This window comes from Amycolatopsis sp. GA6-003 (genome assembly GCF_046267895.1).
Taxonomy (GTDB): Bacteria; Actinomycetota; Actinomycetes; order Mycobacteriales; family Pseudonocardiaceae; genus Amycolatopsis.
Genome location: NZ_CP176499.1, coordinates 500,434 through 526,461 on the forward strand (window position 1 = coordinate 500,434; position 26,028 = coordinate 526,461).

At 71.0% G+C, this 26,028-nt stretch carries 25 protein-coding genes and 6 tRNA genes; 11 read left to right on the forward strand and 20 right to left on the reverse strand.

What is annotated here, in order from left to right:
* Positions 1-22: 22 nt before the first annotated feature.
* Positions 23-1,366, reverse strand: a complete 1,344-nt coding sequence (locus F9C12_RS02305; protein ID WP_409464556.1) for an MFS transporter — start codon at positions 1,364-1,366, stop codon at positions 23-25.
* Positions 1,367-1,532: 166 nt separating this feature from the next.
* Here F9C12_RS02305 and F9C12_RS02310 point away from each other — a divergent pair, with 166 nt between their 5' ends.
* Positions 1,533-2,102: a TetR/AcrR family transcriptional regulator gene (locus tag F9C12_RS02310; RefSeq protein WP_409180319.1), complete on the forward strand. Its 570-nt coding sequence runs from the start codon at positions 1,533-1,535 to the stop codon at positions 2,100-2,102.
* 29 nt (positions 2,103-2,131) lie between these two features.
* A complete protein-coding gene (locus tag F9C12_RS02315) occupies positions 2,132-2,911 on the forward strand; it encodes an SGNH/GDSL hydrolase family protein (RefSeq protein WP_409180320.1) in 780 nt (259 codons plus the stop codon).
* Here F9C12_RS02315 and F9C12_RS02320 read toward each other — a convergent pair.
* On the reverse strand, positions 2,908-3,435 hold the full coding sequence (locus F9C12_RS02320) for a CGNR zinc finger domain-containing protein (RefSeq protein WP_409464557.1): 528 nt from the start codon (positions 3,433-3,435) through the stop codon (positions 2,908-2,910). The genes F9C12_RS02315 and F9C12_RS02320 overlap by 4 nt on opposite strands.
* Positions 3,436-3,563: 128 nt before the next feature.
* On the opposite strand from F9C12_RS02320, the gene F9C12_RS02325 reads away from it, so the two are divergent.
* The 7 genes from F9C12_RS02325 to F9C12_RS02355 all read left to right on the forward strand — a co-directional run bounded on the left by F9C12_RS02325 (position 3,564) and on the right by F9C12_RS02355 (position 4,589).
* The gene (locus tag F9C12_RS02325) at positions 3,564-3,698 is read left to right on the forward strand and encodes a hypothetical protein (RefSeq protein WP_409464558.1); all 135 of its coding nucleotides are present in this window, start codon (positions 3,564-3,566) and stop codon (positions 3,696-3,698) included.
* A gap of 249 nt (positions 3,699-3,947) precedes the next feature.
* Positions 3,948-4,020: transfer RNA gene (locus F9C12_RS02330), tRNA-Thr, on the forward strand.
* A 22-nt stretch (positions 4,021-4,042) separates the two neighbouring features.
* Positions 4,043-4,115 (forward strand) — tRNA-Gly (locus F9C12_RS02335).
* A 32-nt stretch (positions 4,116-4,147) separates the two neighbouring features.
* Positions 4,148-4,221, forward strand: a tRNA-Arg gene (locus F9C12_RS02340).
* A gap of 129 nt (positions 4,222-4,350) precedes the next feature.
* Positions 4,351-4,422 (forward strand) — tRNA-Gln (locus tag F9C12_RS02345).
* Between the two features lie 4 nt (positions 4,423-4,426).
* A tRNA-Gln gene (locus tag F9C12_RS02350) sits at positions 4,427-4,498 on the forward strand.
* A 17-nt stretch (positions 4,499-4,515) separates the two neighbouring features.
* Positions 4,516-4,589: transfer RNA gene (locus tag F9C12_RS02355), tRNA-Lys, on the forward strand.
* Positions 4,590-4,751: 162 nt separating this feature from the next.
* Here F9C12_RS02355 and F9C12_RS02360 read toward each other — a convergent pair.
* The 4 genes from F9C12_RS02360 to F9C12_RS02375 all read right to left on the reverse strand — a co-directional run bounded on the left by F9C12_RS02360 (position 4,752) and on the right by F9C12_RS02375 (position 8,352).
* Positions 4,752-5,465 (reverse strand): PAS and ANTAR domain-containing protein, encoded by a 714-nt coding sequence (locus tag F9C12_RS02360; RefSeq protein ID WP_409180323.1) that lies wholly within the window; start codon positions 5,463-5,465, stop codon positions 4,752-4,754.
* A 70-nt stretch (positions 5,466-5,535) separates the two neighbouring features.
* Complete coding sequence (locus F9C12_RS02365) at positions 5,536-5,895, reverse strand: ATP-binding protein (RefSeq protein ID WP_409464559.1); 360 nt, start codon at positions 5,893-5,895, stop codon at positions 5,536-5,538.
* Positions 5,896-6,038: 143 nt separating this feature from the next.
* The gene (locus F9C12_RS02370; RefSeq protein WP_409464560.1) at positions 6,039-7,463 is read right to left on the reverse strand and encodes a glutamate decarboxylase; all 1,425 of its coding nucleotides are present in this window, start codon (positions 7,461-7,463) and stop codon (positions 6,039-6,041) included.
* 19 nt (positions 7,464-7,482) lie between these two features.
* On the reverse strand, positions 7,483-8,352 hold the full coding sequence (locus F9C12_RS02375; protein ID WP_409180326.1) for a class II glutamine amidotransferase: 870 nt from the start codon (positions 8,350-8,352) through the stop codon (positions 7,483-7,485).
* A gap of 142 nt (positions 8,353-8,494) precedes the next feature.
* On the opposite strand from F9C12_RS02375, the gene F9C12_RS02380 reads away from it, so the two are divergent.
* Positions 8,495-8,746, forward strand: a complete 252-nt coding sequence (locus F9C12_RS02380) for a YrhK family protein (RefSeq protein ID WP_409180327.1) — start codon at positions 8,495-8,497, stop codon at positions 8,744-8,746.
* Positions 8,747-8,756: 10 nt separating this feature from the next.
* Here the strand turns inward: F9C12_RS02380 and F9C12_RS02385 are convergent, their stop codons facing one another.
* The 6 genes from F9C12_RS02385 to F9C12_RS02410 all read right to left on the reverse strand — a co-directional run bounded on the left by F9C12_RS02385 (position 8,757) and on the right by F9C12_RS02410 (position 16,103).
* The gene (locus F9C12_RS02385) at positions 8,757-9,806 is read right to left on the reverse strand and encodes a methyltransferase (RefSeq protein WP_409464561.1); all 1,050 of its coding nucleotides are present in this window, start codon (positions 9,804-9,806) and stop codon (positions 8,757-8,759) included.
* Positions 9,803-11,005, reverse strand: coding sequence for a cytochrome P450 (locus tag F9C12_RS02390; RefSeq protein ID WP_409464562.1), 1,203 nt, complete (start codon positions 11,003-11,005; stop codon positions 9,803-9,805). The genes F9C12_RS02385 and F9C12_RS02390 overlap by 4 nt, the downstream gene beginning before the upstream one ends.
* A gap of 33 nt (positions 11,006-11,038) precedes the next feature.
* Entirely contained in the window at positions 11,039-12,076 is a 1,038-nt protein-coding gene (locus F9C12_RS02395) for a polyprenyl synthetase family protein (RefSeq protein ID WP_409464563.1), read from the reverse strand.
* Positions 12,073-13,983, reverse strand: a complete 1,911-nt coding sequence (locus F9C12_RS02400; RefSeq protein ID WP_409464564.1) for a KedN5 family methylcobalamin-dependent radical SAM C-methyltransferase — start codon at positions 13,981-13,983, stop codon at positions 12,073-12,075. The genes F9C12_RS02395 and F9C12_RS02400 overlap by 4 nt, the downstream gene beginning before the upstream one ends.
* Positions 13,984-14,082: 99 nt before the next feature.
* Positions 14,083-14,838 carry a methyltransferase gene (locus F9C12_RS02405; protein ID WP_409180332.1) on the reverse strand — a complete coding sequence of 252 codons (756 nt, stop codon included), beginning with the start codon at positions 14,836-14,838 and terminating at the stop codon, positions 14,083-14,085.
* Positions 14,839-14,939: 101 nt separating this feature from the next.
* Complete coding sequence (locus F9C12_RS02410) at positions 14,940-16,103, reverse strand: FAD-dependent monooxygenase (RefSeq protein ID WP_409180333.1); 1,164 nt, start codon at positions 16,101-16,103, stop codon at positions 14,940-14,942.
* A 49-nt stretch (positions 16,104-16,152) separates the two neighbouring features.
* Here F9C12_RS02410 and F9C12_RS02415 point away from each other — a divergent pair, with 49 nt between their 5' ends.
* Positions 16,153-17,124: a UbiA family prenyltransferase gene (locus F9C12_RS02415; RefSeq protein WP_409464565.1), complete on the forward strand. Its 972-nt coding sequence runs from the start codon at positions 16,153-16,155 to the stop codon at positions 17,122-17,124.
* 27 nt (positions 17,125-17,151) lie between these two features.
* Here the strand turns inward: F9C12_RS02415 and F9C12_RS02420 are convergent, their stop codons facing one another.
* The 8 genes from F9C12_RS02420 to F9C12_RS02455 are packed head-to-tail and all read right to left on the reverse strand — an operon-like array spanning position 17,152 to position 25,860.
* On the reverse strand, positions 17,152-17,598 hold the full coding sequence (locus F9C12_RS02420; protein WP_409466953.1) for a phytanoyl-CoA dioxygenase family protein: 447 nt from the start codon (positions 17,596-17,598) through the stop codon (positions 17,152-17,154).
* Between the two features lie 3 nt (positions 17,599-17,601).
* Positions 17,602-17,979, reverse strand: a complete 378-nt coding sequence (locus F9C12_RS02425) for a hypothetical protein (RefSeq protein ID WP_409464566.1) — start codon at positions 17,977-17,979, stop codon at positions 17,602-17,604.
* Between the two features lie 45 nt (positions 17,980-18,024).
* A complete protein-coding gene (locus F9C12_RS02430) occupies positions 18,025-19,239 on the reverse strand; it encodes a cytochrome P450 (protein WP_409464567.1) in 1,215 nt (404 codons plus the stop codon).
* Positions 19,236-20,402 (reverse strand): nucleotide disphospho-sugar-binding domain-containing protein, encoded by a 1,167-nt coding sequence (locus tag F9C12_RS02435; protein WP_409464568.1) that lies wholly within the window; start codon positions 20,400-20,402, stop codon positions 19,236-19,238. The genes F9C12_RS02430 and F9C12_RS02435 overlap by 4 nt, the downstream gene beginning before the upstream one ends.
* The gene (locus tag F9C12_RS02440) at positions 20,402-21,646 is read right to left on the reverse strand and encodes a cytochrome P450 (RefSeq protein ID WP_409464569.1); all 1,245 of its coding nucleotides are present in this window, start codon (positions 21,644-21,646) and stop codon (positions 20,402-20,404) included. Before F9C12_RS02440 ends, F9C12_RS02435 begins: the two co-directional genes overlap by 1 nt.
* 4 nt (positions 21,647-21,650) lie before the next feature.
* Positions 21,651-22,838 carry a cytochrome P450 gene (locus F9C12_RS02445; RefSeq protein WP_409464570.1) on the reverse strand — a complete coding sequence of 396 codons (1,188 nt, stop codon included), beginning with the start codon at positions 22,836-22,838 and terminating at the stop codon, positions 21,651-21,653.
* Positions 22,835-24,175, reverse strand: coding sequence for a cytochrome P450 (locus tag F9C12_RS02450; RefSeq protein WP_409464571.1), 1,341 nt, complete (start codon positions 24,173-24,175; stop codon positions 22,835-22,837). Before F9C12_RS02450 ends, F9C12_RS02445 begins: the two co-directional genes overlap by 4 nt.
* A complete protein-coding gene (locus F9C12_RS02455; RefSeq protein ID WP_409464572.1) occupies positions 24,172-25,860 on the reverse strand; it encodes a prenyltransferase/squalene oxidase repeat-containing protein in 1,689 nt (562 codons plus the stop codon). The genes F9C12_RS02450 and F9C12_RS02455 overlap by 4 nt, the downstream gene beginning before the upstream one ends.
* Positions 25,861-26,028: the final 168 nt, after the last annotated feature.

A 26,028-nucleotide genomic window follows, 5' to 3' on the forward strand; every position in this document is an offset into this window, starting at 1 on the left:
TGGCAGCCCCTTCTTCGTGCGGTCAGCGAGCGTAAACGCGGAGATCGTCGATGTCGGCCTTCGAACGATCCGGCAGCGCGATCACGCACACCACCGTCACCACGACCGAAGCGACGATGTAGATCGAGATCGAATACGGCGTGCCGGTGGCGTGCAGCAGCCAGGTCGCCAGCAGGGGAGCCGGGCCGCCCGCGAACACCGACGCCAGCTGGTATCCCAGTCCCGCGCCGCCGTAGCGCAGGTGCGTCGGGAAGCTCTCGCCGATCAGCGCCGCCTGCGGGCCGTACTGCATCGAGTGCGCGACCAGCGAGACGATGATCGCCAGGAAGATCATCGCGTGGCCGCTGTGGGTGAGCACGGTGAAGTACGGGAACGCGAGCACCCCGGTCAGCACCGCGCCGGTCAGGTACACCTGTTTGCGCCCGATCCGGTCGGAGAGCTGGGAAAACAGCGGGATCAGCAGCAGTTCCGCGGCCGCGCCGACCAGAACCGCGTTGAGCACGAACGTCTTGCTGAACTCCGGCCGCTGCACGACGTAGACGAGCACGTAGCTGGTGAACAGGTAGAACGGCATCTGCTCGCTGAACCGCAACCCGGCCGACAGCAGGATTTCCCGCCAGTGCCGCCGGACCACGTCCTTCACCGGGGCCTTCGAGGTGCGCTTGGCCGCGACCGCCGCGGCGAACATCGGCGTCTCCAGGATCCGCAGCCGGATCACCAGGCCGATCGCCACCAGCGCCAGGCTCAGCAGGAACGGGATCCGCCAGCCCCACGAGGAAAACGCGTCCGGGGACAGGGTCGCCGACAGCAGGGTCATCCCGCCGGTGCCGAGCACGAGCCCGACCGGAACGCCGACCTGCGCGAAACTCGCCAGCAGCCCGCGCCGCCGCTGGTCGCCCCATTCCATCGCGAGCAGCACCGATCCGCTCCACTCGCCGCCGATCGCGATGCCCTGCACCAGGCGCAGCAGCACGAGGATCAGCGGGGCCGCGATCCCGATGGTCGCCGCCCCGGGCAGCAGCCCGACCACCGCCGAGGACAAGCCCATCAGCAGAAGCGTCACGATGAGCGTCGCCTTGCGGCCGAGCCGGTCGCCCCAATGCCCGAAGATCGCCGCGCCGACCGGACGGGCCGCGAACCCGACCGCGTACGTCGCGAACGACTGCATGACCCCGGCGTAGGACGACGACGCGGGGAAGAACAGATGGGGGAAGACCAGCGCCGCGGCGGTGTTGTAGAGGAAGAAGTCGTACCACTCGATGGTGGTGCCGATCGAACCGGCCAGGGCCGCCCGGCGTACCTGCACCCGGCGGTCGCCGGAGGAAGCTTGGACTGACTGGGTGACCTCGTTGTCGCCTAGAGTCATGGTCGTGCACCTCTCGTGACGGTCGTCACACCATAGTGTGTACGAGCGGCCGCGGTTTGACGATTCCGGACGCTTGCTCCGGACGGGTTGTTTCCGACCGTCCGCCGGGTCGCGCGGACCCGGATCGGGCGCCGCGCGGCCAGGGCGCGCGACTACCATCACAGCCGTGACGGAGGACAAACCGCTGCGCGCCGACGCGCGGCGAAACCGCGCGAAGGTGCTGGAAGCCGCCGAGACAGTGTTCGCGGCGAAGGGCACCGGCGCGCCGACCGAGGAGGTCGCGCGCGAGGCCGGAGTCGGCATCGGCACGGTGTTCCGGCACTTCCCCACGAAAGAAGCGCTGCTGGAGGCCGTGCTCTACGCGCGGCTGCACCGGTTCGTCGACGAGGCGGACGCCGTCGTCGCGCAGAACGCCGAGGACGCCGGGGCCGCCTTCTTCACCTTCCTCACCAGCTGGATCGAGATGTCCAGCGCCAAAAACGCCTACTTCGAAGCGCTCACCTCCGCGGGCGTGTGCGTCCCCAGCACCGGTTCGGTGATCGGGGAGCGGCTGCGCGAATCGCTCGGGGTGCTGCTGCGCCGCGCCCAGGACAGCGGCGCGGTGCGGCGCGACGTCACCACGACCGAGCTGATCCCGGTGATCATCGGCACCGCGAAGGCGGCCGAGCACGTCGGCTCCGACCGGGAACTGCGCGACCGCACCATCGCGATCCTGTTCGACGGCCTCCGTCCCTGAGCCGGAGCCGCCAGTCCTAAACTGAGCGAATGACCAACCGCTTAGTCTGTATTGGCGATTCGTTCACCGAAGGCGTCGGGGACGACGATCCGTCCGCGCGCAACGGGGTGCGCGGCTGGGCCGACCGGGTCGCCGAGGTGCTGGCCGCCGGGGAGCCCGGGTTCCGCTACGCCAATCTGGCGGTGCGCGGGAAGCTCCTGCCGCAGGTGCTGAACGAACAGGTCGAACCGGCGCTGGCGATGAAGCCGGACCTGGTCACGGTCTACGCGGGCGGAAACGACCTGATGCGGCCGCGAGTCGACATCGACAGCCTCGCCGACTCCTACGAACGCGCGGTGGCCCGGTTCCGCGCGGCCGGCGCGCAGGTGCTGCTGTTCACCGGCGTGGACGGGGTGGAGGACGCGCTGTTCCGGCAGATCCGCGGCCGGGTCGCGATCTACAACGAGCACGTGCGCGGCATCGCGGCACGGCACGAGACGCTGCTGGTGGACATGTGGTCGATGCGCCAGCTGCGCGACCGCCGGATGTGGTCCCCGGACCGCCTGCACCTCAACGCCGCCGGGCACACCGAAATCGCCATCGCCGTCCTCGACGCGCTGGGCGTGCAGCACAGCCTCGCGCACGCCGCGCTGGGACCGCGCCCCCGCCTGTCCCCGCGCGAACAGCGCGCGGCCAACCTCCGCTGGGGCCGGGAACACGCGCTGCCGTGGATCGGCCGTCGGCTGCGCGGCGAATCCTCCGGCGACACGATCGCCCCGAAGTACCCGGAGCTGCACTCCTTCCAGGAGACCGCCGCAGCGGCCGACTAACCCGCGAGCTGCCGCGCGCGATGGTCTGCGACGTTGACCCGCGTGCCGCAGCGAGTGGAACAGAACCGCCGGCGCCCGTTGCGCGAAGTGTCCACGAACGCGACGCCGCACCCCTCGCGCGCGCAGACCCCGAGGCGGTGCGGCTCCTCGCACACCAGATGCGCCAGGCCGCCCGCGGTGTAGGCGTAGAACCGCTCGACCACGCCCGCGCCTTCGCTGGAGTAATGCAGATGCGGCGCTTTCCCGTCGTGGCTGGCGATGTTCGGCCGGCACGCGGCGACGGCGAGCAGCTCGTTCAGGAGATCGATCCGTTCGGCCGTCGTCTCCGCGACGAACACCTGATGCAGCCGCCGCCCCCACGCGAGAATCCGCGCCGCCTCGTCCGCGGTGATCCGAGGCAGCACCATGTCGCGCGCCTGCCCCGCGGCCCGCACCTCGGCGGCCGTGACGTCGTCGCGCTGGGCAAGGGTCGCCAGGTCCGCGGCTACTTGCGCGCCCGCGCCGCCGTAAGGGTTGAAGTGCACTCAGCCATTACAACACGATCCGCCGCCCGGGGAAAGACCGGCCGGAATCGCTTTTCCCGGAAATAAGATTGACGCACCGCTTCGCCGTAGGTGAAGATGAATCCACCACAGCGGATGAAGGAGCGGACATGACGAACATGCGACAGCGGGAGAGGCGAGGCCACTATCCGGCCGCGGTCCGCGCTGTCCAGGGTTCTCCGCTCTGCCAGCGCCAAGCGTGCCGGAAAGGCGGCTACCCGAACGGGATCCGCTCCCTGACCTGACGCAGCAGCAGCTGCGCACCGGGAGCCGCCCGTCGGGAAACCGATCCGGGCGGCTTTTTCGTCAGGACTCCGAACGCAATTCATTCCGGCCGCCGCGGCTATTCCCGCGCCGGTATTTCCTTTTTGACCGGCGCGGTTCTTTGACAACTGCACAGCGGAGCAAGACATTTTCCGAGACTCGTCCCCGTCGCCTCACCCGCGGCCAGGACGAGCGCCGGGTCCGGCAGCCACGCGCCGCCGGACCCGCACGGTGAAGACGGGGCGGTGGCAGCCCCACCCGGCGGTAACGGGGGCGACGAGGGTTCGACTCCCTCCTTCACCACTGCGCCCCGCCCGGGCGCTTCGCGGTCGTGGTGAACTCGGCGGACACGTCGGTCTTCCAAACCGAAGAAGAGGGTTCGATGCCCTCCGGCCGCTCGCGGTCCGGCTCCGATCGGCGCCGGACGCACGCCCTTGTAGCTCAGCGGGAAAGAGCGCCGCACTACGAATGCGGAGGTCCCAGGTTCGAGTCCTGGCAGGGGCACGGGCCCGGCGCCGAGGGGGCGCCGGCGCCCTTCCCGCGGTCCGCACCCGGATGCGGCGACCCCGCCTGGTTCGGGACCAGGAGACACCGCGTTCGATCCGCGGGCATCCGACTGTTCGTCCCCCGCGTTCCCGGTTGGTGTAGCCGGCAGCATCGCGGACTTTGGATCCGCGGGCCCAGGTTCGAATCCTGGACCGGGAGCCCATGCCCGTTCGTCCAACTGGCAGGACGCCGCGCTCTGGACGCGGAAATCGAGGTTCGAACCCTCGACGGGCAGCGCACCGCACCAGACGCGGGCCGTTAGCTCAATCGCGCAGAGCAGCCGGCTTTTACCCGGCGGGTTCAGGGTTCGAGTCCCTGGCGGCCCACTTTCTCACTCACCGGTGTCAGCGACCTGGGTTTGAGTTTGCACTGTCCAGGCCAGTGTGCTCGGCGTGAATGCGACGAGTCCGGTCTGCGGCGACCAGGCCGTCGAGACTGCTTCCGGTTTCCTCCGAAGTGTCGAGAGGGGAACCGCGGCGATTCCGGCTTCAGGACGGGTCGGGGATTCCGGATTCGCTCGCGGCGGGGGACGGGCGCTGGTGGACGCTGAGCAGCAGGTGGTCGAACTGGACCCGGGTCAGGACCGGGGCTCCGCCGAAGGCGGTGAGGGCGTCGGCGAGTTTGGCGGCCAGGTCGCGGAGCTTGCTGTTGGTGTGCTGGGAGCGCCATTTCAGGAGGGCGAAGGCGTGCTCGGCGGTGATGCCGTAGACGAGCATCAGCGCGCCTTTCGCCTGTTCGATCGGGGCACGGGCGTCGACGATCTCGGGCATCGTTTCGTCGAGGATCTGCTGGCGCTGTTCGGCCAGATCGGGGCTCAGGTCGATGTAATAGCCGCCGGTGCCGACCGCGGCGCCGGCGTCGTCGCTGAGGAGGTCGGCGATCACGAGGACGTGGTGTTCGGCGCCCGCGGTGTCGATGACGCGGTGGCGGCTGCAGAACGCGGTGCCGTCGCGCACCGCCGCGGCGAGGGTTCCGGCGACCTGGTCGCGGTCCTCCGGATGTTTGTGCGACAGCAGCAGCTCGGTCGTGGGCTGGACAGTCCCCGGCTCGTAGCCGTGGAGCAGGGCGACCTCGTCGGACCATTCCCAGCGCTGGTCGGCGAAGCGGAACCGGAAGCTGCCGATGGCGTGGGAACGGCCGCCCACGACTCGGTCCACCACAGGCAGCGGACTGCTGGTCGAAGGCTCAACGGGGTCGGTCATCGAGTCAGTCTGCCCCACTGGGGACGCCACGCCTAACTTCCCGTGCGTGGTCCGGTTCGGCCCAGGAGGATCAGGCTGCGGTGTTCTGCCGCAGGGCAGCGGGCCGCCAGACCATCGTCACGGTCGTGCCGTGCTCGCCGGTGTCGACGACCATCCGGTCGGTGACCTCGTCGATCAGCGGCAGCCCCCGGCCGCCTGAAGTGGGCTTCCGTTCGGGATCGAGGCCGCAGCCGGCGTCGCTCACCGCTACGGTGACCGTGTCGCCCGCCCAGTCCGCGTACAGCCGGGTCCAGCCGCTGCCGCCGGGATAGGCGTGCGCCGCGACGTTGGCCAAGGCCTCGTAGGCCGCCAGCGAGATGTCGAACCTGCTGCTCGGGTCCAACGGCAGTTCCCCCAGCCACTGCGCGAGTTTCTGGCGCAGGATGGCCACCTCGCGAGGCCGCGCCGGCGCGAGTTCTTCGAGACGCGACCTGACCGGGGCGTCAATGGGCGCGCCGGCCCCGGTCGGGGCGGGATTTTCCGCCGGACGCGGCAATCCGACTCTGAAAACGGGCCAGCCGGTTCGTCGCTGAATCAGTCGCGGCCGCGTGCGTCGCGAGTGTCGGCCCCGTGGGAGAACGACGCTGCTTCCTTGCCCCGCTGGGGTTTCTCCTGTCCTCGCAGCCGAGGAAGCGCGAGGCGGAGGGCTTCGACCAGGAGGTCGGCGAGGTCGTGGCTGAAGCCGTTGCGGACGACGATGCGCAACACGGCGAGGTCCTCGCGATGCGCGGGAAAAGTATAAGCCGGAACGAGCCAGCCTTGCTCGCGCAATGCGGCTGAGACGTCGAATACCGAGTAACCGGCCTCGCTTTCCTTGAGCGTGAAAGCGAACACCGGCAGCTGGCTGCCGTCGGTGAGGAGACGGAACGGGCCGAGTTCGGCGATGCGGCGGGCGAGATCGGTGGCGACGTCGCGGCAGTATTGCTGGATGCGGCGGTAACCGTCGCGGCCCAGGCGGAGGAAATTGTAGTACTGGGCGACGACTTGGGCTCCGGGGCGGGAGAAATTCAGCGCGAAGGTCGGCATTTCGCCGCCGAGGTAGTTGACGCGGAAAACGAGGTCGTCGGGCAGTGCTTCGGGGGCGCGCCAGGCGACCCAGCCCACGCCGGGGTAGACGAGTCCGTATTTGTGGCCGGAGGTGTTGATCGAGGCGACGCGGGGCAGCCGGAAGTCCCATTCCAGGTGCGGGTCGCAGAACGGGGCGATCATCGCGCCCGAGGCGCCGTCGACGTGGACCGGGATGTCCCAGCCGTGTTCGTCGTGGAGGCGGTCGAGGGCGGCGCAGATTTCGGCGACGGGTTCGTAGCTGCCGTCGAAGGTGGAGCCCATGATCGCGACGACGCCGATGGTGTTTTCGTCGCAGTGCGCGGCGGCTTGGTCGGCGGTGAGGTGGAAGCGGTCGCCGTCCATGGGCACGAGGCGGGCTTCGACGTCCCAATAATTGGCGAACTTCTCCCAGCAGACCTGGACGTTGACGCCCATGACCAGATTCGGCCGGTCGGCGGGAAGACCGGCGGCGCGGCGGCGGTGGCGCCAGCGGCGTTTGAGCGCGAGGCCGGCGAGCATGCAGGCTTCGCTGGACCCGGTGGTGGAGCAGCCGACGGCCGTGTCGGGGTCGGGTGCGTGCCAGAGGTCGGCGAGCATGCGGACGCAGCGCTGTTCGAGGTCTGCGGTGCGCGGATACTCGTCCTTGTCGATCATGTTCTTGTCGAAGCACTCGGCCATGAGATCGCGGGCCTTCGGTTCCATCCAGGTGGTGACGAAGGTGGCGAGGTTGAGCCGGGCGTTGCCGTCGAGCATCAGTTCGTCGTGCACGACCTGGTAGGCGGTGTCGTTGTCGAGTTCGCCGTCCGGGATGCGGTCGCGGGGGATCGCGACCGGTTCGCGGGTGAAGACGGGGTTGACCGCGACGTCGCCGGTGCTGTGGTCGTGCGGATGTGCCGGGTGGGTCAGGGGCATGGCGGGTCCTCCGGATGAGTCACTGGCCGTGTTGGGAAGCGGCGGCGCGAGCGCCGAGATCGTCGAGGGCCAACGGATGCCGCGGCGGCCGGTCGAGCACGATCCGGCGGGTGGCGGTCAAGTCCGCGCCGACGTGCAGCAGTTCCCCCGGACGGAGGTTCTGCCAGCCAGGGTCTTCGTCCATGCGCTCGCTGGCGACGACGACGGCGCGGTGGCGGGCGAGACCGCCGGACCGCGCCCGGATCCGGCCCGCGGCGCTCGCGTGTTCCAGGTGCCGGCCGCCGTGCGGGCCGCCTGGGCAGCGCTGCAGGACGCAGAGGTCGTGGGTGTCGGGATAGCGCAACGCCCACAGTTCGTCGCGAGTGGTGACGACGATGTTGAGCGCGTAGACCGGCAGATTCAGCGCGGCCCATCGGGCGGCGGCGGCGATCCCGGCGCTCACGTCGCCGTGGTGCGCGTCGATTTCCTTGGTGACGAGGGCGAAGAACCGTTCGGAGTCGGTATCGCCGCGGACGAGGTCCCGGTACTCGCCGAGCCGTTGCTCCAGCCGGGGCAGATCGCCGAGGACGCCGTTGTGGGCGAACAACCGGCCGTGCTGGAGGAAGGGATGGGTGTTGGCCGGCTCGAGGCCGCCGGTCGAGGCGTAACGGATATGGGCGAGGAAGGTCGTCGACGCGCATTCCTTGGCCTCGCGGGCGAACTGTTCGTCCGCATAGGCGGCCAATGGCTGTTTCCACACCTGGGGCGACCCTTGCTCGTCGAAGACGCCGAGCCCGGTCCCGTCCGGTTCGCGCCTGCTCTGGGCGGCGAGGCTGTCCGGCGCTTCGAGCAGCCAGAACGTGGCGGGCACGCGCCGCGGGGCAGCGGACAGACCAAACAGACGGCACATGCCGGTCCCTTCCTGTCGCCGTCCGGCCCGTGTTGCCCGGGGGAGCCGGGCTAAACCTCGCGGGCGGGTGGCCTATCCAACTGTCTGCGAGCGGCGTCGGCGGGTAGCCAGCGGTGTGCTGTCGTCTGTCGAAAGGAGCGACGTGAACGTCAAGTCTTTCGTCCGGGAATTCCCCACGATTCACCTGGCTGTCGGAGTGATCGGCAACGTGATCTTCTTCGTCGGGAGCGTGCTGTTCATTTCGGACGCGACCGAACTGCTCGCGATCTGGCTGTTCATCGTCGGTTCCTTCGGGATGATGCTGGGCGCGATCGGGCAGGCGATCTACGTGCACGAGCGGCATCGGCTCAATGGCGCACCCGGGGAACACGGCCGCGCGTCCTCGCGGAGGTGAGGGTCTGCGCTCAGGCCTTGATCGCGCGCAAAATGCTCGTGGCTGCCCCGGTCTCGCTGCTCTCCGTCAACCGCAGGCCGGCCGCGGCGGCGAGGTCGGCGAACTCCCGCTCGGTCCGGACGGCGCCGCCGCACGCGAGGGTGCACAGGTCGCTCATCAGAGCCACCGGGTCGGGCCTGGCGTTTCCTTCGGGGAGGACCAGGTCGATCACCAGCAAAACGCTGTCGGCGCGCATCGCTCGGGAGCAGGCTCGCAGGATGCGGACGGCGTCGTCGTCGCCCCAGTCGCAGAGCACGCTTTTGAGCACGTAGACGTCGCGGTCCGGCGGAAGCGGATCGGCGAGGAAGTCCCCGGCGGCCAGCTCGCAGCGGTCGGCGACCCCGGCGTCCCGCAGCGTGGTCCGGGCGCTCGCGAGGCTGGCCGGCTGGTCGAAGACCACCCCGGCGAGCGCGGGGTTCGCGACCAGCAGCCCGGTCATGAGCAGGCCGTTGCCGCCGCCCGCGTCGACGATGTCGCGGGCGGCCGAAAGGTCGAGGGCCTCGACCAGTGCCGGCACGTCCTGCCGAGCCACTCCCGCACAGGATTCGTAGAATTCGGCCTGGGCGGCGGGGTCTTTCGCCAGCCACGCGTAACCCGACTGGCCGAAAACGTGGTCCACGGCGGGTTGCCCGGTGCGCACGGTGTGCTCGATGCTTCCGCAGGCGCTCCAGGTCGGCTCGCCGGTCAAGTACACCGCCAGCTGCTTCACCGACCCCGGGACGTCCGCGCGAAGCAGATGCCCGTCCGGGGTGAGTTCGTAGGCGCCGTCGTCGTTCACGGCGAGCAGGCCCACGAAAGCGGCTCCGCGGAGCAGCCGCCGCAGCGACGGCGCGTGGCAGCCGGTCAGCTTCGCCAGTTCTTCCGCCGAGGCGGGCCCGCCGGCGAGCCGGTCGGCCAAGTCGAGGGTCGCCATCGTGCGCATGATCTGCGCCGGGATGAAACCGAGCACGAGGCTGGTCAGCCGGTCCGGGTCCGGTTCCGCCGTCGTCGGCTCCTCTCGGCCGGGCCGCGGCGCGGTCACCACGCCACCGGCAATGCGCGCAGGCCGCCGACGATCGGGTTGTTGTTCGGCCGCAATTCCCGCACTGGCACCGCGAGGCGCAAGGCCGGGAATTTCGCGAAGAGCAGGCCGAACACCGCCCGCAGTTCTGTGCGTGCCAGGTTCCGGCCGACGCACAGGTGCCTGCCGTGCCCGAAGGCCAGGTGAGGGTTGGGGCGGCGAGCGATGTCGAACCGTTCCGGCCGGGCGAACGCGCGCGGATCGTGGTTGGCCCCGACGAAGTTGATCACCACGGCGTCCCCTGCCTTGATGGTCACGCCGCCGATGTCGATGTCCGCGTCCGCGTAGTGCGCCAGAGTGTCCCCGCCGGTCATCCGGCGGCGGAGGATTTCCTCGACCGCGGACGGAAGCAACGCGGGGTCCCGGCGCAGCGCCTCGGATTGGTCCGGGTTGGCCAGCAAATGCACGACGCCCCACTGGATGACGTCGGCAGTGGTCGAATTCCCGGCGAACAGCAGGCCAGCGGCCGTCATGCTCGCTTCGGACATCGTCAGCGCCCCGGACCGGCACGCGGCGGCGAGATCGGACAGCACGTCCTCCGCCGGTTCGGTCCGCTTGCGCTCCAGCAGTTCGCGCATCCCGGCGAAAAGGTTCTCCATCGCGGCGCGGGACGCGCGTGCGTCCGCCGCGTCGGCGCTCTGCCGGGACCAGCACAGGAACCGGTCGTGGTCGGCTCGCGGGACGCCGAGCAGTTCGAAGATGACCAGCGCGGGCAGGGGACCGGCCAGCGCGCCGATCAGGTCCGCCGGCGGTCCGTGCCCGGCCATCGCCGTCAGCAGCCGGTCGACCAGCCCCTCGATCCACGGCCGCAGCGCGGCGATGCGCTTCGCCGAGAACGAGGCGGACAACAGCCCGCGCATCGCGGCCTCATTGTCCAATTCGGACTGGCCGTCCTCGTACTCCCAGCCGGAGCCGTCGACCAACGCCGAGTGGGTGACCTTCGCGGCGTTCTCCGGATCGGGATGGGACCGGGTCAGCCGGGGGTCGGCGAAAAGCCGCTTCGCCTCGGCGAAGCCGGTGACCATCCACGCCTCGTCGCCGACCATCGTCCGGAACCGGGAAACCGGGCAGCGGTCGCGCGTCTCGCGCAGGACGGCGGGAAGGCCGAGCAGGTCCGGCCCGGGGAAAGGACTGGTCGGCAGGTCAGGGTGCTGGCTCATGGTGTCTCCCGAGGAAATCGCCCGTCCGGGCGGTCACCGGTCCCTTTCGACGGCCGCCCGCGCGTAGCCGCACAACCGGTCGCGGCTCGCGGCGACCGGCAGCCTGCTCGCCATGGCGACGGCGTTCTCCGAGTACTTCCTGGCCAAGCGGCCGGCGGTGCGCAGCGCTCCGGTGCGGTCCATGACGGCCACGAGCAGCTCCCGGCGGACGTCGGGAGCCCCGTCGCTGACGAGGATGTCCGTGATCGCCGCGCGGTCGGCGGGGGTCGCCGCCTGGTAGGCGAGGATCACCGGCAGCGTCGGCCTGCCGTTGCGGACGTCGCTGGTGTCGGGCTTGCCCATAACGCCGGTCTCCCGCGTGTAGGACATCAGGTCGTCGTGGATCTGGAAGGCGCAGCCCAGGTTTTCCGCGTAGCTGCCCAGCGTCCGCACCATCCGCTCGTCCCCGCCGGCCAGCAGCGCTCCGCATTCGCACGCGCTCCTGAACAGCGTGGCGGTCTTCAACCGCACCACGGTCAGGTAGGCGTCGAGGTCGAAGTCCATCCGTTCGCCCAGCTCCGCCTCGAGGCTCTGGCCGCGGCACAGGTCGATGCCGCACCGGGCCACCACCTCGAGCGCCGCCACGATCCGTTCGGCGCTGGCTCCGGTGCGGCGGCATTCGGCCAGTGCGGAGAACAGGTCGAAGATCAGCGCGTCCCCGGCGAGGATCGCGTTGTCCGCCCCGAATTTGTGCTGCACCGACGGCTTTCCCCGGCGCAGGTCGTCCTTGTCGATGATGTCGTCGTGCACCAGGCTCGCCACGTGCCCGCACTCCGCGCCGATCGCCGCGGGCAGCACCACTTCGGCGTCGCCGCCGACGGCCAGCGCGGATTCCAGCAGCAGGATCGGCCGGAAGAGCTTGCCGGACGGCACGAGCGCCTCCGTGCACATCGTGCCGAGCAGGCCCGTCTCCCGCCGCCACCGTTCGGCCAGCCGGTCGCGGACCTTTCCAGCCAGCGCTCCGGAGCCGGGCGACCGGGCCAAGGCTCGCGCACCGTTTTCCGCCGCCTCCGTCGCTGCCTGACTGGTCATCGTCGTCCTTCCTGCTGGGCGAGCCCGCGCCGCGGCCGGGCCAGCTGCGTTTCGAGCCTGCCCATGTAGTAGATGATTTCCTCGTGGTTGGTCGACGGCAGGAAGCGGTCGGCGCCCACCTTGTAATAGACGGAGCTGACGGTGCCCGACAGCAGGTGCTCCCACGGTTCCTCGCGCCGCAGCGCCAGCGTGAACGCCGGCACGTCGAACCCTTTCCAGATGTCGCGTCGCACGTAGTAGCGCTCGCCGTCGACCTCGACCTCGGGAAGCGTTTCGCCGGCGCGGCGGGGCGACGGGATCCGTCCGGGCAGGGTGTAGGCGGGCAGGGTGAGCAAGTCGAACTCGAATACGGTGTCCACAATGGACCGGACATTCTCCGGCACCAGCGGCAGCACGGATTCGCGCCACCAGCGGCGGAGCATGTCTTTGGCCTCTTCGCTGCCGTAAAGCAGGGCGACCGCCGGAGCGAGCACGTCCGAGTCGGTGAACGAGGCGACCATGCCGGAGCGGAACGGCTCGGTGCCCGGATGCGGGTCGTTCTCGAAGAATTCCATCAGCGACCGGATCAGCTCGGACTGGGCGATGCCGCCGAGGGTCCGCATCGGGCCCCAGACGTAGCGGAAGACCGGGTTCTCCGCGACCAGCCGCGACACGAAGACGAAACGGTGCAGGTACTGGTTGTCGCGAGGCGACATGGTGTCGTGCGACAGCAGGTACTCGAAGTCGTCGGTGTTGCCGCGCACGGTGACCAGGCCGAAGCGTTCGCGTTCGGCGTGGTAAGTCGTGTTCGGCAGGATCAGCATCGGGTACACCGCGACTCGCGACACGTGTCCGGCCAGCCGGTCGTAGCCCTTCATGAAGGTCTCGACCGTCTCCCCGGGCGCGCCCCAGATCAGCTCCGCGTAGCAGTCGAGGCCTTCCTTGCCGAGCCACGCGGCCAGGCCTTCCCAGTCGTTGACCTTCATGTTGCGCCGGTTCATCAGGTCCAGCGTGTCCTCGTCGAGCGTCTGCAGCGCGAGGGTGAACGAGCTGTGCAGGCCCGCGTCCTTCATCGCCTTGACGATTTTGTAGAACACCGCGGACTTGTTCTTCGCCCACGACGTCTCGATGCTCTTGGGATAGCCGTGCCGGGCCCGGGTTTCGATGACGTCCTCGACGAATTCCAGGTCGATCGGCAGCATCCCGAAGTTCGCGTCGCACAGGACGAGCGTGTGCACCTCGTGCCGGGCGAAGATCTCGATCTCCCGGCGCAGCCGCTCGCGGGAGAACGCGCGGACGCGCTGGCCGACGGCGCCGCCCCAGTAGCAGAACGAGCACTTGTAGGGGCAGCCGCGGTTGGTTTCCAGCAGCGCGACGTCGTAGCGGAACCGGCCGTCCTCGCCGGTCAGCGGAATCGCGCCGGTGAGGAACGGGGAGGGGATCTCGTCGAGGTTCTCGATCCGCGGCCGGTCCTTCGTGGTCGTCACCGCGCCGTCCTGGTCGCGGAACGAGATGCCGTCGACGCGGTGCAGCGACCTCGCCGATTCCCGGTCGAGGCGGGCCAGCAGCACGTCGCGGAAGGCGAATTCGCCCTCGCCGTTGACCACGACGTCGACATACGGGTGCATGCCGAAGACCCGCTCGGCCTGCCCGGAGACGTGGTTGCCGCCGAAGACCGCCCAGCCGTCCGGGTTGAGCTGCTTGAACGTCTCGGCCAGCGCGCCGAATTCCCGGTAGTTCCAGCCGAGCACGGAGAAGGCCAGCACGTCCGGCGCACCGTCGGCGAACAGCTCGTTGGCCATGCCGAACAGCGTGGCTCCGCCGTCGAAATTCCGGATCTCGATCTCCGCGGCGGCCGCGACGCGCTCGTCCGCCAGCGCGGTCGCCTTCAGGTAGCCCGACGCCAGCGGCATCGATTCGAGCGACATCGCCCAGATTCCCTGCTGTACGAGCCAGACCCGAAGCGGCCGATCCGACATTGCTGATTCCCCTCGTGCTGGTGGACGGTTTCCGGGCGCGGTCGCTTTCTAGGGCCGGCGGGGGCTGAGCTCGAGCAGGTGCAGGTGCCAGGCCGCGTCGCCGCCGTCCCCGCCCGCCAGGTCCGCGGGGAACGCTCCGGCCAGCGCCTCGGGGACCTCGGCCATTTCCATCTTGGCCAGCACGCCGAGGTCGTAGCCGGTTTCCTCGGCCAGATCGGCGACCAGCGACGGATTGCCCAGTGCTTCGCCGAACCACAGGTAGGCCTTGCCCCGCGCGGTGAGCAGCTCGCGGCCTTCGGCGAGGAACCGGCGCAGCTTGGCGTACTCCGGGTCGAACATCGTCTCGTCCCAGATCGAGGCGTCCACGCGGTCCTTCGGAGCGTTCAGGAACGGCGGGTTCCAGTAGATCCCGTCGAACCGCTCGTCCGGCCCGACCGCCGAGTAGAGGTCGCTTTCCCGTGCGGTGACCCGGTCGGCGACCGCGTGCCGCTTCGCGTTCAGCTCGGTGTTGCGCACCGCCGCCGGATTGAGGTCGAGCCCGACCACCCGCCCGACCCCCGCCCGCGCCGCGAGCACCGCCATGATCCCGGTTCCGCAGCCCATTTCCAGAAACGAGGACATGCGGCCGAACGGAATCCGGTCGGCGAACAGTTCGCCGCCCGGCGAGTAGGTCGGCGGCCACACCTCGTCGAGCAGATCCCATTCCAGTCCGGCCGCTGCGAAAACGGCGGGCCGGTGCCGGTCGGCGCGGTATTGTTCGATGATGTGCCGGCCGATGCGCAGTTCGAAGTGTCGCGTTTCCATGCTTTCCCGTCTCCGCTTCGGAATTGTCGGATCGGCGCGGTGGGCGAAACGAAGTCAAACAGTTCTGTTCCCCCGGCGCAATGTCGGGCGGCGAACGCCGGTCAGCCGGACGGCGGCGCCCACCGGACCATCGCGTCCATCGAACGCCGGGAAACCGTTTCGGGAAGGAATCCGCCGAGCCGCACGCCGCTGTTGCGGACGGCGACCGCGACGGGCGAGGACAGTTCGGCGAACCGGCCCATCCACCGCGACATCCGGCTCAGCCGGGACGTGCGCGGCCGCCTGCTCGCGTCGTAGCGGACGAGGCCGGTCCGCAGTTCGTCCCACGACCGGGCCGGGCCGACGGCGTGCGCGAGCTCCACCGCGTCCTCCAGCGCGAGGTTCGCCGAGCCGACGTTGGGCGTCATCGGATGCGCCGCGTCGCCGGTCAGGACCGTGCGCCCGGCGAAAAACCGGTCCAGCGGACGCCCCAGTTCCTCGATCCGGTCGAAGAACAGCGGTTCCCGCGCCGACCGTTCCAGCAGCCGGGGGATGGGCTCGTGCCAGTGCCCGAAGAGCGGGACCGGGCCGTCCGCGATCTTCGCCTCGCGCCCTCCGGCCGTCCTGGCGAGCGCGGAGAAGTGCACGCGCCCGCCAGGCAGCGGCAGGATCGACAATCGCAGGCCCGCGCCCCAGGTCTCGGCCGCGGCAAGGGAAAGCCCGTCGGCGGGCACCACGCAGCGCCAGCTCACCGAACCGGCGGGCCGCAGCCCGGGATGCTCGGGGAACAGGGCGCGCCGGGCGGCCGAACGGATGCCGTCGGCGGCGATCACCAGGTCCGACTCGAGTTCGGCGCGGTCCACCCGGATCGTGGCGGGCGCGGTCGCGTCGCCCGCGCCCGCCGGCTCGACGCGCGCTCCGAACCGGACGGTTCCGGGGGGCAGCGCCGCGGCCAGTGCCGTGATCAGGTCCGTCCTGGGCAGCGCGCGAATCGGCTCGCCGTACCGCTCTTCCACGAAACCCAGGGCGCTGCGGGCGATCCACCGGCCGTCGGGCGCCCGCACCCCGCCCTCCCGCTGGACGACGGAGCGGGCTCGCACCGGGTCGCCGACGCCGAGCGCGTCGAGGGCGCGCATCCCGTTGGGGGTGATGCCGATGCCGCCGCCGGCGGCGCGCAGGCCCGGGCCGCGCTCGAGGACGCGCACCGTCCACCCGCGACCGGCGAACGCCGCCGCGGCGGCCAGCCCGGCTATTCCCGCGCCGATCACATTCACCGAAGGCGCCATTCCGCGATCTCCGTTCGAAACAGAAGCCGTTCTTGCTACTTTTCCAGTCATGCGCAGCGCCCATTCCCTCAAAGTCCGGCTGCTCGCCCACGTCGAGGCGTGCCGTCCGGACACCGTCTTCTACGCCGGCGCCATCGGATTGAGCGGTGCGATTCTCACCCGGCCGGACGCGGGGTTTTCCGTGCTGTTTCCGGCCTGGTTCGTCCCGACGCTCGCCTGGATCGCGTCGCTGTACGGCGGCGACTATTTCGATCGCGAACTCGACGGTCTCACGAAACCGCACCGGCCGATACCGTCCGGCCGGATCCAGCCCGGCACCGCGCGCAACGCGATGGTGTTCCTGATCGGCGCGGGAGCGCTGTTCGCGGTGCTGGTCAATCCATTGACTGTGCTGCTGTCGATCCCGGCGGCGGTCTTCGGCATCGCGTATGCGCGGTGGCTGAAGGGAAAAGGCCTGTGGGGCAACGCGAGTCGCGGCTTGCCCAGCGCGCTCACGGTGCTCTACGGCTCGATGACCGCGCAGCCGTTGCCCGTGCCGCAGCTGGTCGTCCTGTCGCTGATGTTCTGGGTGCACGACTCCGGGTCGAACCTCCTCGGAGCGCTGTGCGACCGCGACGGGGACCGCCGGGGCGGCTACCTGACCTATCCGGTCCAGCGCGGCGACGAGGCGACGGTCCGCGGCCTGGCCGGGTTTTACGCCGGCTGGGTCGCTCTGGCGCTGGCCGCCCCGGCGGTGCTCGGCGACCGGGTCGATCCGGCGGCGTACTACGCGCCGCTTTCCGTCGCGATCGCGCTGGGCTGGGTCTCGCTGCGCGGCGTGCTCCGCGCGCCGCGGCCGATCGCCAGGGCGATCGGCGTGCGGGCGCACGAGATCGTGGTGGCCGAGCGGATCGTGCTCGGCACGTTCCTGATCGCGGCCGCCGGACGGCCGGGGCTGGCACTGGCGGTCGGGGCGCCGTCGCTGCTGCTGACCGTCCTGGCCCGGCGGCTGATGCGGCGGCGGTACGAGCCGGCGCGGTGACGGGCGCGCCCCCTCGCCGTGCCCGGTTCAGACCTTCAGCGCGTTCCTCGGGTCCCCGCCCTTGTAGAGGCCGAGCACCAGTTCGTGCGAGTAGCCCAGCAGCTCCCGCAGTTCGGCCGGCAGCTCCGCGATCGTCTCCGGCGGAACGCTCAGCAGGCTGTTCTCCACCGGACGCAGCCAGCCGACCTGGAACCCGAACGAGAGGATGTGCCGCTCGTCCGACGCGGTCGTGTTCGCGCCGCCCGCGTGGAACAGGTCCTGGCGGAACAGCAGCGCGTCGCCCTTCGCCATCTCGACCTGGGCCGCTTCGCTCCAGTCCGGCGGCGGATCGACCGGTGATCCGCCGTGCGCTCCCGGCACGACCCACGTCGCCCCGTTCTCGGCGGTGAAGTCGCTCATCGCGCACATCACCGAGAGCGCGATCGGATTCTCCCCGTACGGGGCGTGCCGCCACGAGAACGTGTCGCGGTGCAGCTCCTAGCGAGGCGCGCCGGGCTTGCGGCCCATGTATTCGGCGATGATCAGCAGGATCGTGTCCGACAGCGGCTTCAGCAGCCGGCGGGCCGCGCCGACGATGTCGCGGTGCAGCACCATGTCCGCCGCGCTGGGGACGGCGCCGATCAGCTGGTGCAGCGTGACCGAGGTGTCGCCCTGGAACTGGGCGAGCACCGAGTTGGCCGCGTACTCCGCTTCGTCCGGGTTTTCGGCGAGGTACTTCTGGACCTCGGCGACGTAGGTGTCGCACTCCTCGCCCGGATACGCACCCGTCAGGACGACCGCGCCCTCCTTCCGGAACGCGGCGTCGATCGCCGCCGGGTCGTAGGGCCGGGCCAGCCGCGGGACGATGCTGTCCATGGGGGGAACCACCTTCCGATTCGATGTTGCCGTGGCGACGCGGGTTCACCAGGTGACGGGAAGCCGCTCGATGCTGACGTCCATGCCCTCGGCCCGCCACCGCACCTCGTGCGGCGGACCGGCGGGCCGGAGGCCGGGGATCCGGGAGAACAGGGTGCCGAGCGCGACGGTCAGCTCCATCCGGGCGAGCGCCGAGCCGAGGCAGTGGTGGATGCCGTGGCCGAACGCCAGGTGCGGGCTGCGCGCGGCGTCCGGGACGATCGCCTCGGCGGCGGCGAACTCCGCCGGGTCGCGGTTGGCCCCGGCCCGGGACGCGATGACCGTCTCGCCAAGGGAGATCCGCACCCCGCAGATGTCCACATCGGACTGGGCGATCCGCTGGATGCCCACCTCCTCGTCCTGCAGCCGCAGCAGTTCCTCGACGACGACGGCGAGGTCCAGCTTGCCGGTCCGGATCCCGCGCAGCACCGGCGGGTTCCCGAAGAGCCGGAGCAGGCCGTGCGCGATGGCCGAGGCGGTCGTGACGTACCCGGCCATCAGCAGGCCCATCGCCATCGAGGAGATTTCCAGCCTGCTCAGCCCGTCCGGTTCGCCCGCCTGCCGGGCGAGGTCGCTGAGCAGGTCCCCGCCGTCCGGCTTCGCCGCGACCAGGTCGAGCACGAACCGTTGCAGGTCGGCGAAAGCCGTCCCGAGGTCCTCCTCGGACCCGCCGGCCGAACGGAGCACGACGTCCGCCCAGCCGCGGAACCGCGTGCGGTCCGCTTCCGGGATGCCCAGCAGGTCGCTGACGATCGCGATGGGCAGCGGGTAGGCGAACGCCTCCTGCACGTCGACCACCCCGCCCCGGGCGAGCATCGCGGTCGCCAAGCCGTCGGCGACCTCCTGCGCGCGCTCGCGCATCCCGGAGATCCGGCGAGCGGTGAACGCCCGGCTCACGCTGCGCCGCAACCGGGTGTGCTCGGGCGGGTCCTTGAGGAACATGAACCCGGCGGCGAGATTGTTCTCGTCCGCGGCCGGGAGCACGCCCGGGTACTGGGTGCCGAACGCCGGGTGGTTCAGCACCTCGCGCACGTCGGCGTAGCGCGTGACCAGCCAGGCTTCGTTTCCGCCCGCGGTGCGGACTTTCCGGATCGGCGCGGCTTCGCGCAGCCGGGCCAGCGCGGGCGAGGGGTCGATGACCGAATCGCGTTCGAACGGGTAGTCCGGCAGGGGTTCGGCCAGTTCTCGCCGCACGTCGGCGGCCTCCTTCGCTTCAGTCATGCCGGAAACGCCGCCTCGACCGCGTCGGCGAACTCCTCGGGGCCGCGTCCGCCGCGCAGCCGGCGCGCGAACCGGGCCAGCCGCCGCGCCAGGTCCGCGTCGTCGGCGACGCGTTTGAGCACGTCCGCCAGCTGGTCGGCGGTGAACGGCTCCGCCAGCCGGACGCCGAGGCCGAGCGCCTCGACCCGGTCCGCGACCCCGCGCTGCTCGCCGATCTGCGGCGCGATCAGCACCGGAACCCCTTGGGCCAGCGCCTCCAGCGTGCTCGTCAGCCCTCCGTGGGTGATCGCGGCCGACGCGTGCCGCAGGGCGTCGATCATCGGCAGCCTCGCCCGCAGCAGCACCCGGTCGGACACCGGTCCGACGGCGGCGGGGGAGACCTTCGCCCCCAGCGCGGCGGCGGTGTGCCAGCCGAGCCGGTCGGCCCCTTCGACGCAGGTGCGGAAGAAGCCGATGTTGTCGGTGAAGACCGTGCCGAGCGAAACCACCGCGAGCGGCCGGGCTTCGCGCAGCCACGCCAGTTCCGGCGACTGCTCGGCGGGCCGGAAGCACGGCGTGATGAAGGTGAACCGCGAGCCGAACGTCTCCCCGCGCGGCTGGATCTCGCGCGGGAACAGCACGAGGTTGCGTTCGGCCTCGTTGTCGAAGAACTCCTCCGGCGACACCTCGGACGCGAGGCCGATCTCCCGCAGGAAATCCGCCACCGCGCCGAAGAACGCGGACATCGACTCGCTGGTGTCCGTTCGCGACCGGTAGTCCTGATGCAGCGAGAACTCGGAGTTCGACGCGAAAACGGGCCAGGTGCGGACCACCGGGATCCCGCGCGCCCGGCCGAGCAGCCATCCCGACGTCGCGAGCACGTCCGCCACGAGCACGTCCGGCCGATGCGCGCGGACGGCGTTGTCGAGCGCCGCGTAGGACGCCCGCGTCTCCTTGAGCAGCAACGGCAGCACCTTGCCCAGGTCGGTGAGGTCCGCCTGCGCGGAGTCCATCGGCGACTCGTACGGCACTGTCTCGGCGACCTTGCCGATCTCGGCCGCGAAACTCGCGGACGCGAGACAGCGCACGCGATGGCCCCGCCGGACCAGCTCGGCGAGCCCCGCCAGCACCGGATAGACGTGCCCCCACGCCGGAACGGACGCGAACAGCACCTGCCGCCCCATCAGGAGCCCCCGTCCGCGGCGCGCACCTCGACCGGCATCCGTTCCGGGAACCGGTCGCCCAGCATGTTCACCTTCCACGGCACGGCTTTCCAGTCCTCCAGCATCCGGAAGTCCAGCCCGCACCCGATCAGCGCGTCGACGGCGACCCTCAGTTCGAGCCGGGCGAGATTGGCCCCGAGACAGCGGTGGATGCCGAAGCCGAACGCGAGGTGCCTGGCCAGCCCCGGCCGCCGCGGGTCGAACACGTCGGGGTCGGCGAACAGGTCCTCGTCCCGGTTGGCCGCCACGAGCGGGGCCACCACCATGTCGCCCTTGCCGACGGTGACGTCGCCGATCCGGACGTCCTCCGCGGCGAACCGCGGCATCGACTCGCCGTTGTCGCCGGACTGGACGCGCAGCACCTCCTCGACGAACTGAGGGCACAGGTCCGGCTCGGCGCGCAACCGGGCCAGCCATCCGAACTCCAGCAGGTAGCGCACGGCCACCGCGATCGCGTTGGCGGTGCTGACGTACCCGGCGACCGGCAGGCCGAGCACCATCGTGGCGAGTTCGACGTCGTCCACCGCGGCTTGGTCCCGCTGGGCCCGGACGAGGTGGGCGAGCAGGTCGCCGCCGTCGGTGCCGCGCGTGCGGCGCCGGTGCGCGATCAGCTCGCGCACGTAGTCGTTGAGCTGCTTCCAGCCTTCGAGCGCGACCACGCCGTGGGCCTCCGAAACCGGCACGAGCAGCTGGTCGGACAGCCGCTGGAACATCGCCCGGTCCGGCTCCGGCACGCCGACCACCTCGGAGATGACGTTCATCGTGAGCGGTTTGGCGAAGTCCGCCATCACGTCGGCTCGTCCGGCCATCGCGGCGAGCAACCGGCCGGCGGTGGCCCGTACGGAGTCCCGGTACCGCTCGACGCGGCCGATCGCGAACGGGCCCGCCACCAGACCGCGCAGGCGGGTGTGCTCCGGCGGGTCCTGGAAAATCGACTCGTTGGCCTCGGCCGTGCCCGCGCCCCGCTCCGGGTCGATCGGCGACACGCTGAAGGCCGGGCCGCCCAGCACCTTCCGGATGTCCGGGTAGCGGCTGACCAGCCAGACCCGCGTTCCGTCCGGTGCTTCCGCCGGGGACACCGGGCAGGTCGCGCGCAGCTTTCGCCAGTCGACGCCGTCGAGATCGGCCGGCCGGAACCGTTCGACCGGCGGCGGCTGCCGGGAGGTGGCGGGCGGGGCGGGCGTTTCGGCGCCGCGGTGGGGCATCGGTTCACGTCCTCTCGGTCAGCGCGAGCCGGGACGGGCCGCGCACGAGCATCCCGGTCTTCCAGTCGATCCCCGCCTCCCCGCGCGCCAGCCGCAGCCCCGGCGCGGCCGAGGTCAGCACCTCCAGCGCCACCCGCAGTTCCAGCCGGGCCAGCGGCGCGCCGAGGCAGAAGTGCGCGCCGGCCCCGAACCCGAGGTGCGGATTGGGGGAGCGGGCGAAGTCGAGCCGGTCGGGGTCGGCGAAGACGTCCGGGTCCCGGTTGGCGGCCGCGGACGCGGGCACGACCGGCGAACCCGCCTCGATCAGCGTCCCGCTCAGCACGACGTCTTCGACCGCGTAGCGCGGGGTCGTGCCGTTGGCCTCCAGCGGCACGTAGCGCATCAGCTCCTCGACCGCGGACGGGATCAGCCGAGGGTCGGCCGCCAGCGCCCGGAACCGGGCGCGGTCGGACAGCAGCAGGTACAGGAAGTTCGGCAGCTGGGCGGACGTGGTCTCGTACCCGGCCACGAGCACGGTCATCACCACGATCACCAGCTCGTCGTCGGTGATGTCGCCGGTTTCCGCCTGGGCCGCGAGCATCGCCGAGATCAGATCGTCCCGCGGCCGCTGCCGCCGCCGCGCCACCAGTGCGACGACGAAGTCCCACATCTTCCCGGTCGCGGCCAGCCGCTGCTCCTCGGAGATCGCGGTGGTGGCCAGCCCCGCTTCGGCCCACTCGCGAAACGACCCGCGCTCGGCGTAGGGCACGCCGAGCAGTTCGCAGATCATCTTCAGGGTGAACGGCACCGCGAACTCCTCGACGCCGTCGAATTCCTCGCCCGCGTTGCCGATCAGCTCGGCGGCGATCGCCGTGGCCCGCTCGCGCAACCGCCCCACGGTCTTCGGGGTGAACGCTCGCCGGCAGACCGAGCGGAGCCGGGTGTGGTCCGGCGGGTCCATCGCGACGATGCCGCCGGAGAAGTTCTCTTCGGTGACCCGGGGGACGTCGCGCTCCAGCGAAGCGGCGCGGGAGAACCGGGGATCGGTCAGCACCGTGCGGACGTCGGCGTACCGGGTGACCAGCCAGGCCGGCTCGCCGTACGGGAACTCGACCCGGCTGACCGGGTCGGATCGCTGCAGGAGCCGGTATTCCGGCTCCAGGTCCAGTCCGGACGCGCGCGGGAACGGGAACACCACGCTCGAGGTCCTCATCCCCGGCCCTCCAGCAGACGGTTCTCCGCGACGACCGCCTCCGCGCCCCGGCGCGGGACGAGCATCGGCCCCTTCGGCGCGACCGCTTCCGGCGCGGTGCGCACGAGTTCCAGCCGGACGTGCCGCAGGACCGCGCTGATGATCGTGCGCATCTCGACCATCGCCAGCGACGCGCCGAGACACCGGTGCGTGCCGCCGCCGAACGGCAGGAAGTGTGCGCTCGGCGGTCCGGCGGGGTAGAACCGGCCGATCGAGTAGACCTCGGGCCGCGGATGCAGGTCCGCGGACAGGTGCAGCAGGCCGAGCGACACCGCGAACATCGTCCCGGCCGGGAACTCCCATCCGCCGTGCCGCCAGGGCCGGGTCGCGATCCGGCCCACGTCCAAAGTGGCCGGACGCGTGCGGATCGCCTCGTGGATGGCCGCGTCGAGCACCTTCGGGTCCGCGCCGCTGATCCGGCCGAGCGCGCCGGGCGCCCGCAGCGCGCGTTCGAAGAACCACGCGAGCTGGGTCGCCGTCGTCTCCTGGCCCACCGCGAGCAGCGTGACGAGATGGTCGCGGAGCTCCTCGTCGGAGACCGGTTCGCCTTGGCGGGCGAGAAGAATCGAGAGCACGTCGCGGCCGCCGGCGGCCGGGCCCGCTGCTCGCCGGTCGGCGATCTCGGCGTAGACGATCCCGTCGACCTCGCTCAGCAGCCGCTGGAACGCCGCCCACGGCCCGAATCCGCCGAAGCTCCTGCGCAGCGCGGGCAGCAGGATGAGCATCGGGTTGAGGGCGAGCAGGCGCGGAACCAGCACGCGCAGCCGGTCCAGCCGGGACGAGTCGGTGATGCCGAAGACCGCGCGGATCATCACTTCCAGGGTGACCCGCTGGAAACAGTCGAGCAGCCGGACCGTGCGCCCGGCGGGCCATCGCCGGATCTCCTGCTCCACAATGGACACCATCACCTCGACGTACGCGGCGACGTTGTCGCCGTGCAGCGGCGGCATCAGCTCCTTGCGGCGGCTGGCGTGCCGGGCTCCGTCGGACGTCAGCAGCGAGTGGCGGCCGACCACGAACTCGATCGGTTCGTTCGCCGCGGCCGCGCCGAACGAACCGGCGTCGTCGCGCAGGATCCGGCGGATGCCGTCCGGCTCGCAGACGTAGACGACCTCGCCGAACCCGAGGATGCGCGCGGTGAACAGGGGACCGTAACGCCGGAGGCAGGACTGGCCGAACCGCACCGGGGCCGCCGCCCACATCAGGGTCTGCACGAGCGCCGGCAGCCGCGGTCCCGGCGGCAGGGACCGGAGAGCCGGTGCGGCGGACCGGCGCCGTCGTGAGCGCGGTTCGGTCATCGGGCGGCCATCGTCTTGAGCCACCGGCCGAGGCCGCGCAGCGCGAACGTGTGCGCGATCAGGTCGTCGGTGTAGCAGAGGTCGTCGAAGTACAGCCCGACGTTGCCCGGCCGCCACGTGCCCTGGTCGTCCTGGTGGTTCACCAGCCACTCCACGGCCCGCAGCACGGCGGGGCCGCCCGGGTCCTCGCCGTCGGCCAGCAGCGCGAACAGCGCCCAGGCTGTCTCCTCCGCGGTGCTGCCCTTCGGCGGAAGCTCGTGCCGCAGCGGCCAGCCGCCGTCGCCGGCCTGGTTGGCCAGCAACCACTTCCGGGCCGCCGCGGCGGCGGGGGAGCGGCCGTCGCCGGCGAACACCTCCAGCAGCCTGCTGGTGCCGTGCGTGTTGTCGCGGAACCACACCGAGGCGATCGAACCGTCGTTGCCCTGATGGCCGCGCAAGTACTCGCGGGCGCGTGCGAGAGCCGAACCGGGGGAGTCCGGCAGACCGAATCGCCGCAGCGCCAGTACCGCGTGCGCGGTGACGCCGGGACACGGCCGGTCGTTCATCAGGTGGGTGTCCCGCACCCACTCCGACCACGAGCCGTCGCGGTTCTGCATCTTCAGCAGCCACTGGATGCCGAGCTGGACCGCCGGGTGCGTGCGGGGCACGCCGAGGTCGGCCAGCGCGCCGAGCACGACGGCCGTGTCCTCGGATTCCGGCCAGCCCGACGGATTGGCCCAGCCCCAGCCGCCCGGCGGGATCCCGAACTGGCGGAACGGCTTGATCCACTGGTTGCGCAGCAGCCATTCCCGGGTCCTGCGCAGCGCCGGATCGTCCGCCGGGTCCCGGAATTCGCCGAGCGCCATGACCGCGTAGGCGGTGACCGAGATTTCCAGGTCCCGGTCGATGGCCCACGAGCCGTCCTCGCGCTGGGTCTGCAGCAGATAGTGCAGCGACGCCAGCTGCAGGTCGATGCCGACGCCGGCCCGCCGCAGGCCGAGGTAGACGAAGCCGGCGATCATCGGGCACTCTTCGATGCCGCCGTTGGTCCCGGACACCTCCCGCAGCCAGTCCAGCGCCTTCGGCTCCGCGATCCGGCCGGAAAGCCTGCGGGCAAGGCCGCGCTTCATCGTCCGGCTCTGCATGATCCCGAGGCCGAGCACGGCGGGCAGCGCGATGGACACCTTGTTGCGCCACCGGCGCGGCACCAGCACTGTCTCGACCGGCAGATCCGGCTGCCGCTCGAAGTCGCGCAGGCCGGTCAGCGCCCAGATGGTCGGCAGCGCGGCGGGCCACGTCTTCGGCGCCTCGCCGGACAGGCCGGGCACGACGTTCACCGCGTCGTTTTCGTCGAGAAACGCGCGCGCCCGTGCGATCGCGTCGGACGCGCCCTCCGGGTCGATCTCGTGCAACGCCGCCAGTCCGAACGCGGTCATCCCCGGGCTGCTCGGCCACTCGGCGTCGGCCATCGCCCAGCCCCCGTCGCCGCGCTGGTAGGCGCGCAGCCACCGGACAGCCGCGTCGACGCGGTCGCGGTAGCCGACCGGATCGGCGCGGCTGAGCGAAAGCGCGCCGAGCGCGGTGGAGATCGCGGAGGACGACAGCCGGTCCACCCAGGACCCGTCCTCCCGTTGCCGGTCGTACAGGTTCGCGATCGCGCGTTCGGCGGCCTTCTCCGCTCGTGCCTGAAGCTCTTGGACGTCCAATCCGCTCCGCCTTCCCGTGTGATGAAACGTTGCCGCGAAAGTCAGCGCGCCGCAGCGACGATCCGATAGGTGTCGCCGTCCTGGCGACGGGAGAGCACCGCCGGACAGCCGCGTTCTCCCCGAAGCAGGCGCGGGCTTCGCCAGGGCGTCAGGCGGGGATTCCGCCGC

Excerpts from the sequence above, each read along its gene's own strand:
- F9C12_RS02305 (WP_409464556.1), bottom strand. The coding sequence starts at position 1,366 with ATGACTCTAGGCGACAACGAGGTCACCCAGTCAGTCCAAGCTTCCTCC.
- F9C12_RS02315 (WP_409180320.1), top strand. The coding sequence starts at position 2,132 with ATGACCAACCGCTTAGTCTGTATTGGCGATTCGTTCACCGAAGGCGTC.
- F9C12_RS02325 (WP_409464558.1), top strand. The coding sequence starts at position 3,564 with ATGACGAACATGCGACAGCGGGAGAGGCGAGGCCACTATCCGGCCGCG.
- F9C12_RS02360 (WP_409180323.1), bottom strand. The coding sequence starts at position 5,465 with ATGACCGACCCCGTTGAGCCTTCGACCAGCAGTCCGCTGCCTGTGGTG.
- F9C12_RS02370 (WP_409464560.1), bottom strand. The coding sequence starts at position 7,463 with ATGCCCCTGACCCACCCGGCACATCCGCACGACCACAGCACCGGCGAC.
- F9C12_RS02375 (WP_409180326.1), bottom strand. The coding sequence starts at position 8,352 with ATGTGCCGTCTGTTTGGTCTGTCCGCTGCCCCGCGGCGCGTGCCCGCC.
- F9C12_RS02390 (WP_409464562.1), bottom strand. The coding sequence starts at position 11,005 with ATGAGCCAGCACCCTGACCTGCCGACCAGTCCTTTCCCCGGGCCGGAC.
- F9C12_RS02395 (WP_409464563.1), bottom strand. The coding sequence starts at position 12,076 with ATGACCAGTCAGGCAGCGACGGAGGCGGCGGAAAACGGTGCGCGAGCC.
- F9C12_RS02400 (WP_409464564.1), bottom strand. The coding sequence starts at position 13,983 with ATGTCGCTCGAATCGATGCCGCTGGCGTCGGGCTACCTGAAGGCGACC.
- F9C12_RS02405 (WP_409180332.1), bottom strand. The coding sequence starts at position 14,838 with ATGGAAACGCGACACTTCGAACTGCGCATCGGCCGGCACATCATCGAA.
- F9C12_RS02410 (WP_409180333.1), bottom strand. The coding sequence starts at position 16,103 with ATGGCGCCTTCGGTGAATGTGATCGGCGCGGGAATAGCCGGGCTGGCC.
- F9C12_RS02415 (WP_409464565.1), top strand. The coding sequence starts at position 16,153 with ATGCGCAGCGCCCATTCCCTCAAAGTCCGGCTGCTCGCCCACGTCGAG.
- F9C12_RS02425 (WP_409464566.1), bottom strand. The coding sequence starts at position 17,979 with ATGGACAGCATCGTCCCGCGGCTGGCCCGGCCCTACGACCCGGCGGCG.
- F9C12_RS02430 (WP_409464567.1), bottom strand. The coding sequence starts at position 19,239 with ATGACTGAAGCGAAGGAGGCCGCCGACGTGCGGCGAGAACTGGCCGAA.
- F9C12_RS02435 (WP_409464568.1), bottom strand. The coding sequence starts at position 20,402 with ATGGGGCGGCAGGTGCTGTTCGCGTCCGTTCCGGCGTGGGGGCACGTC.
- F9C12_RS02440 (WP_409464569.1), bottom strand. The coding sequence starts at position 21,646 with ATGCCCCACCGCGGCGCCGAAACGCCCGCCCCGCCCGCCACCTCCCGG.
- F9C12_RS02445 (WP_409464570.1), bottom strand. The coding sequence starts at position 22,838 with ATGAGGACCTCGAGCGTGGTGTTCCCGTTCCCGCGCGCGTCCGGACTG.
- F9C12_RS02450 (WP_409464571.1), bottom strand. The coding sequence starts at position 24,175 with ATGACCGAACCGCGCTCACGACGGCGCCGGTCCGCCGCACCGGCTCTC.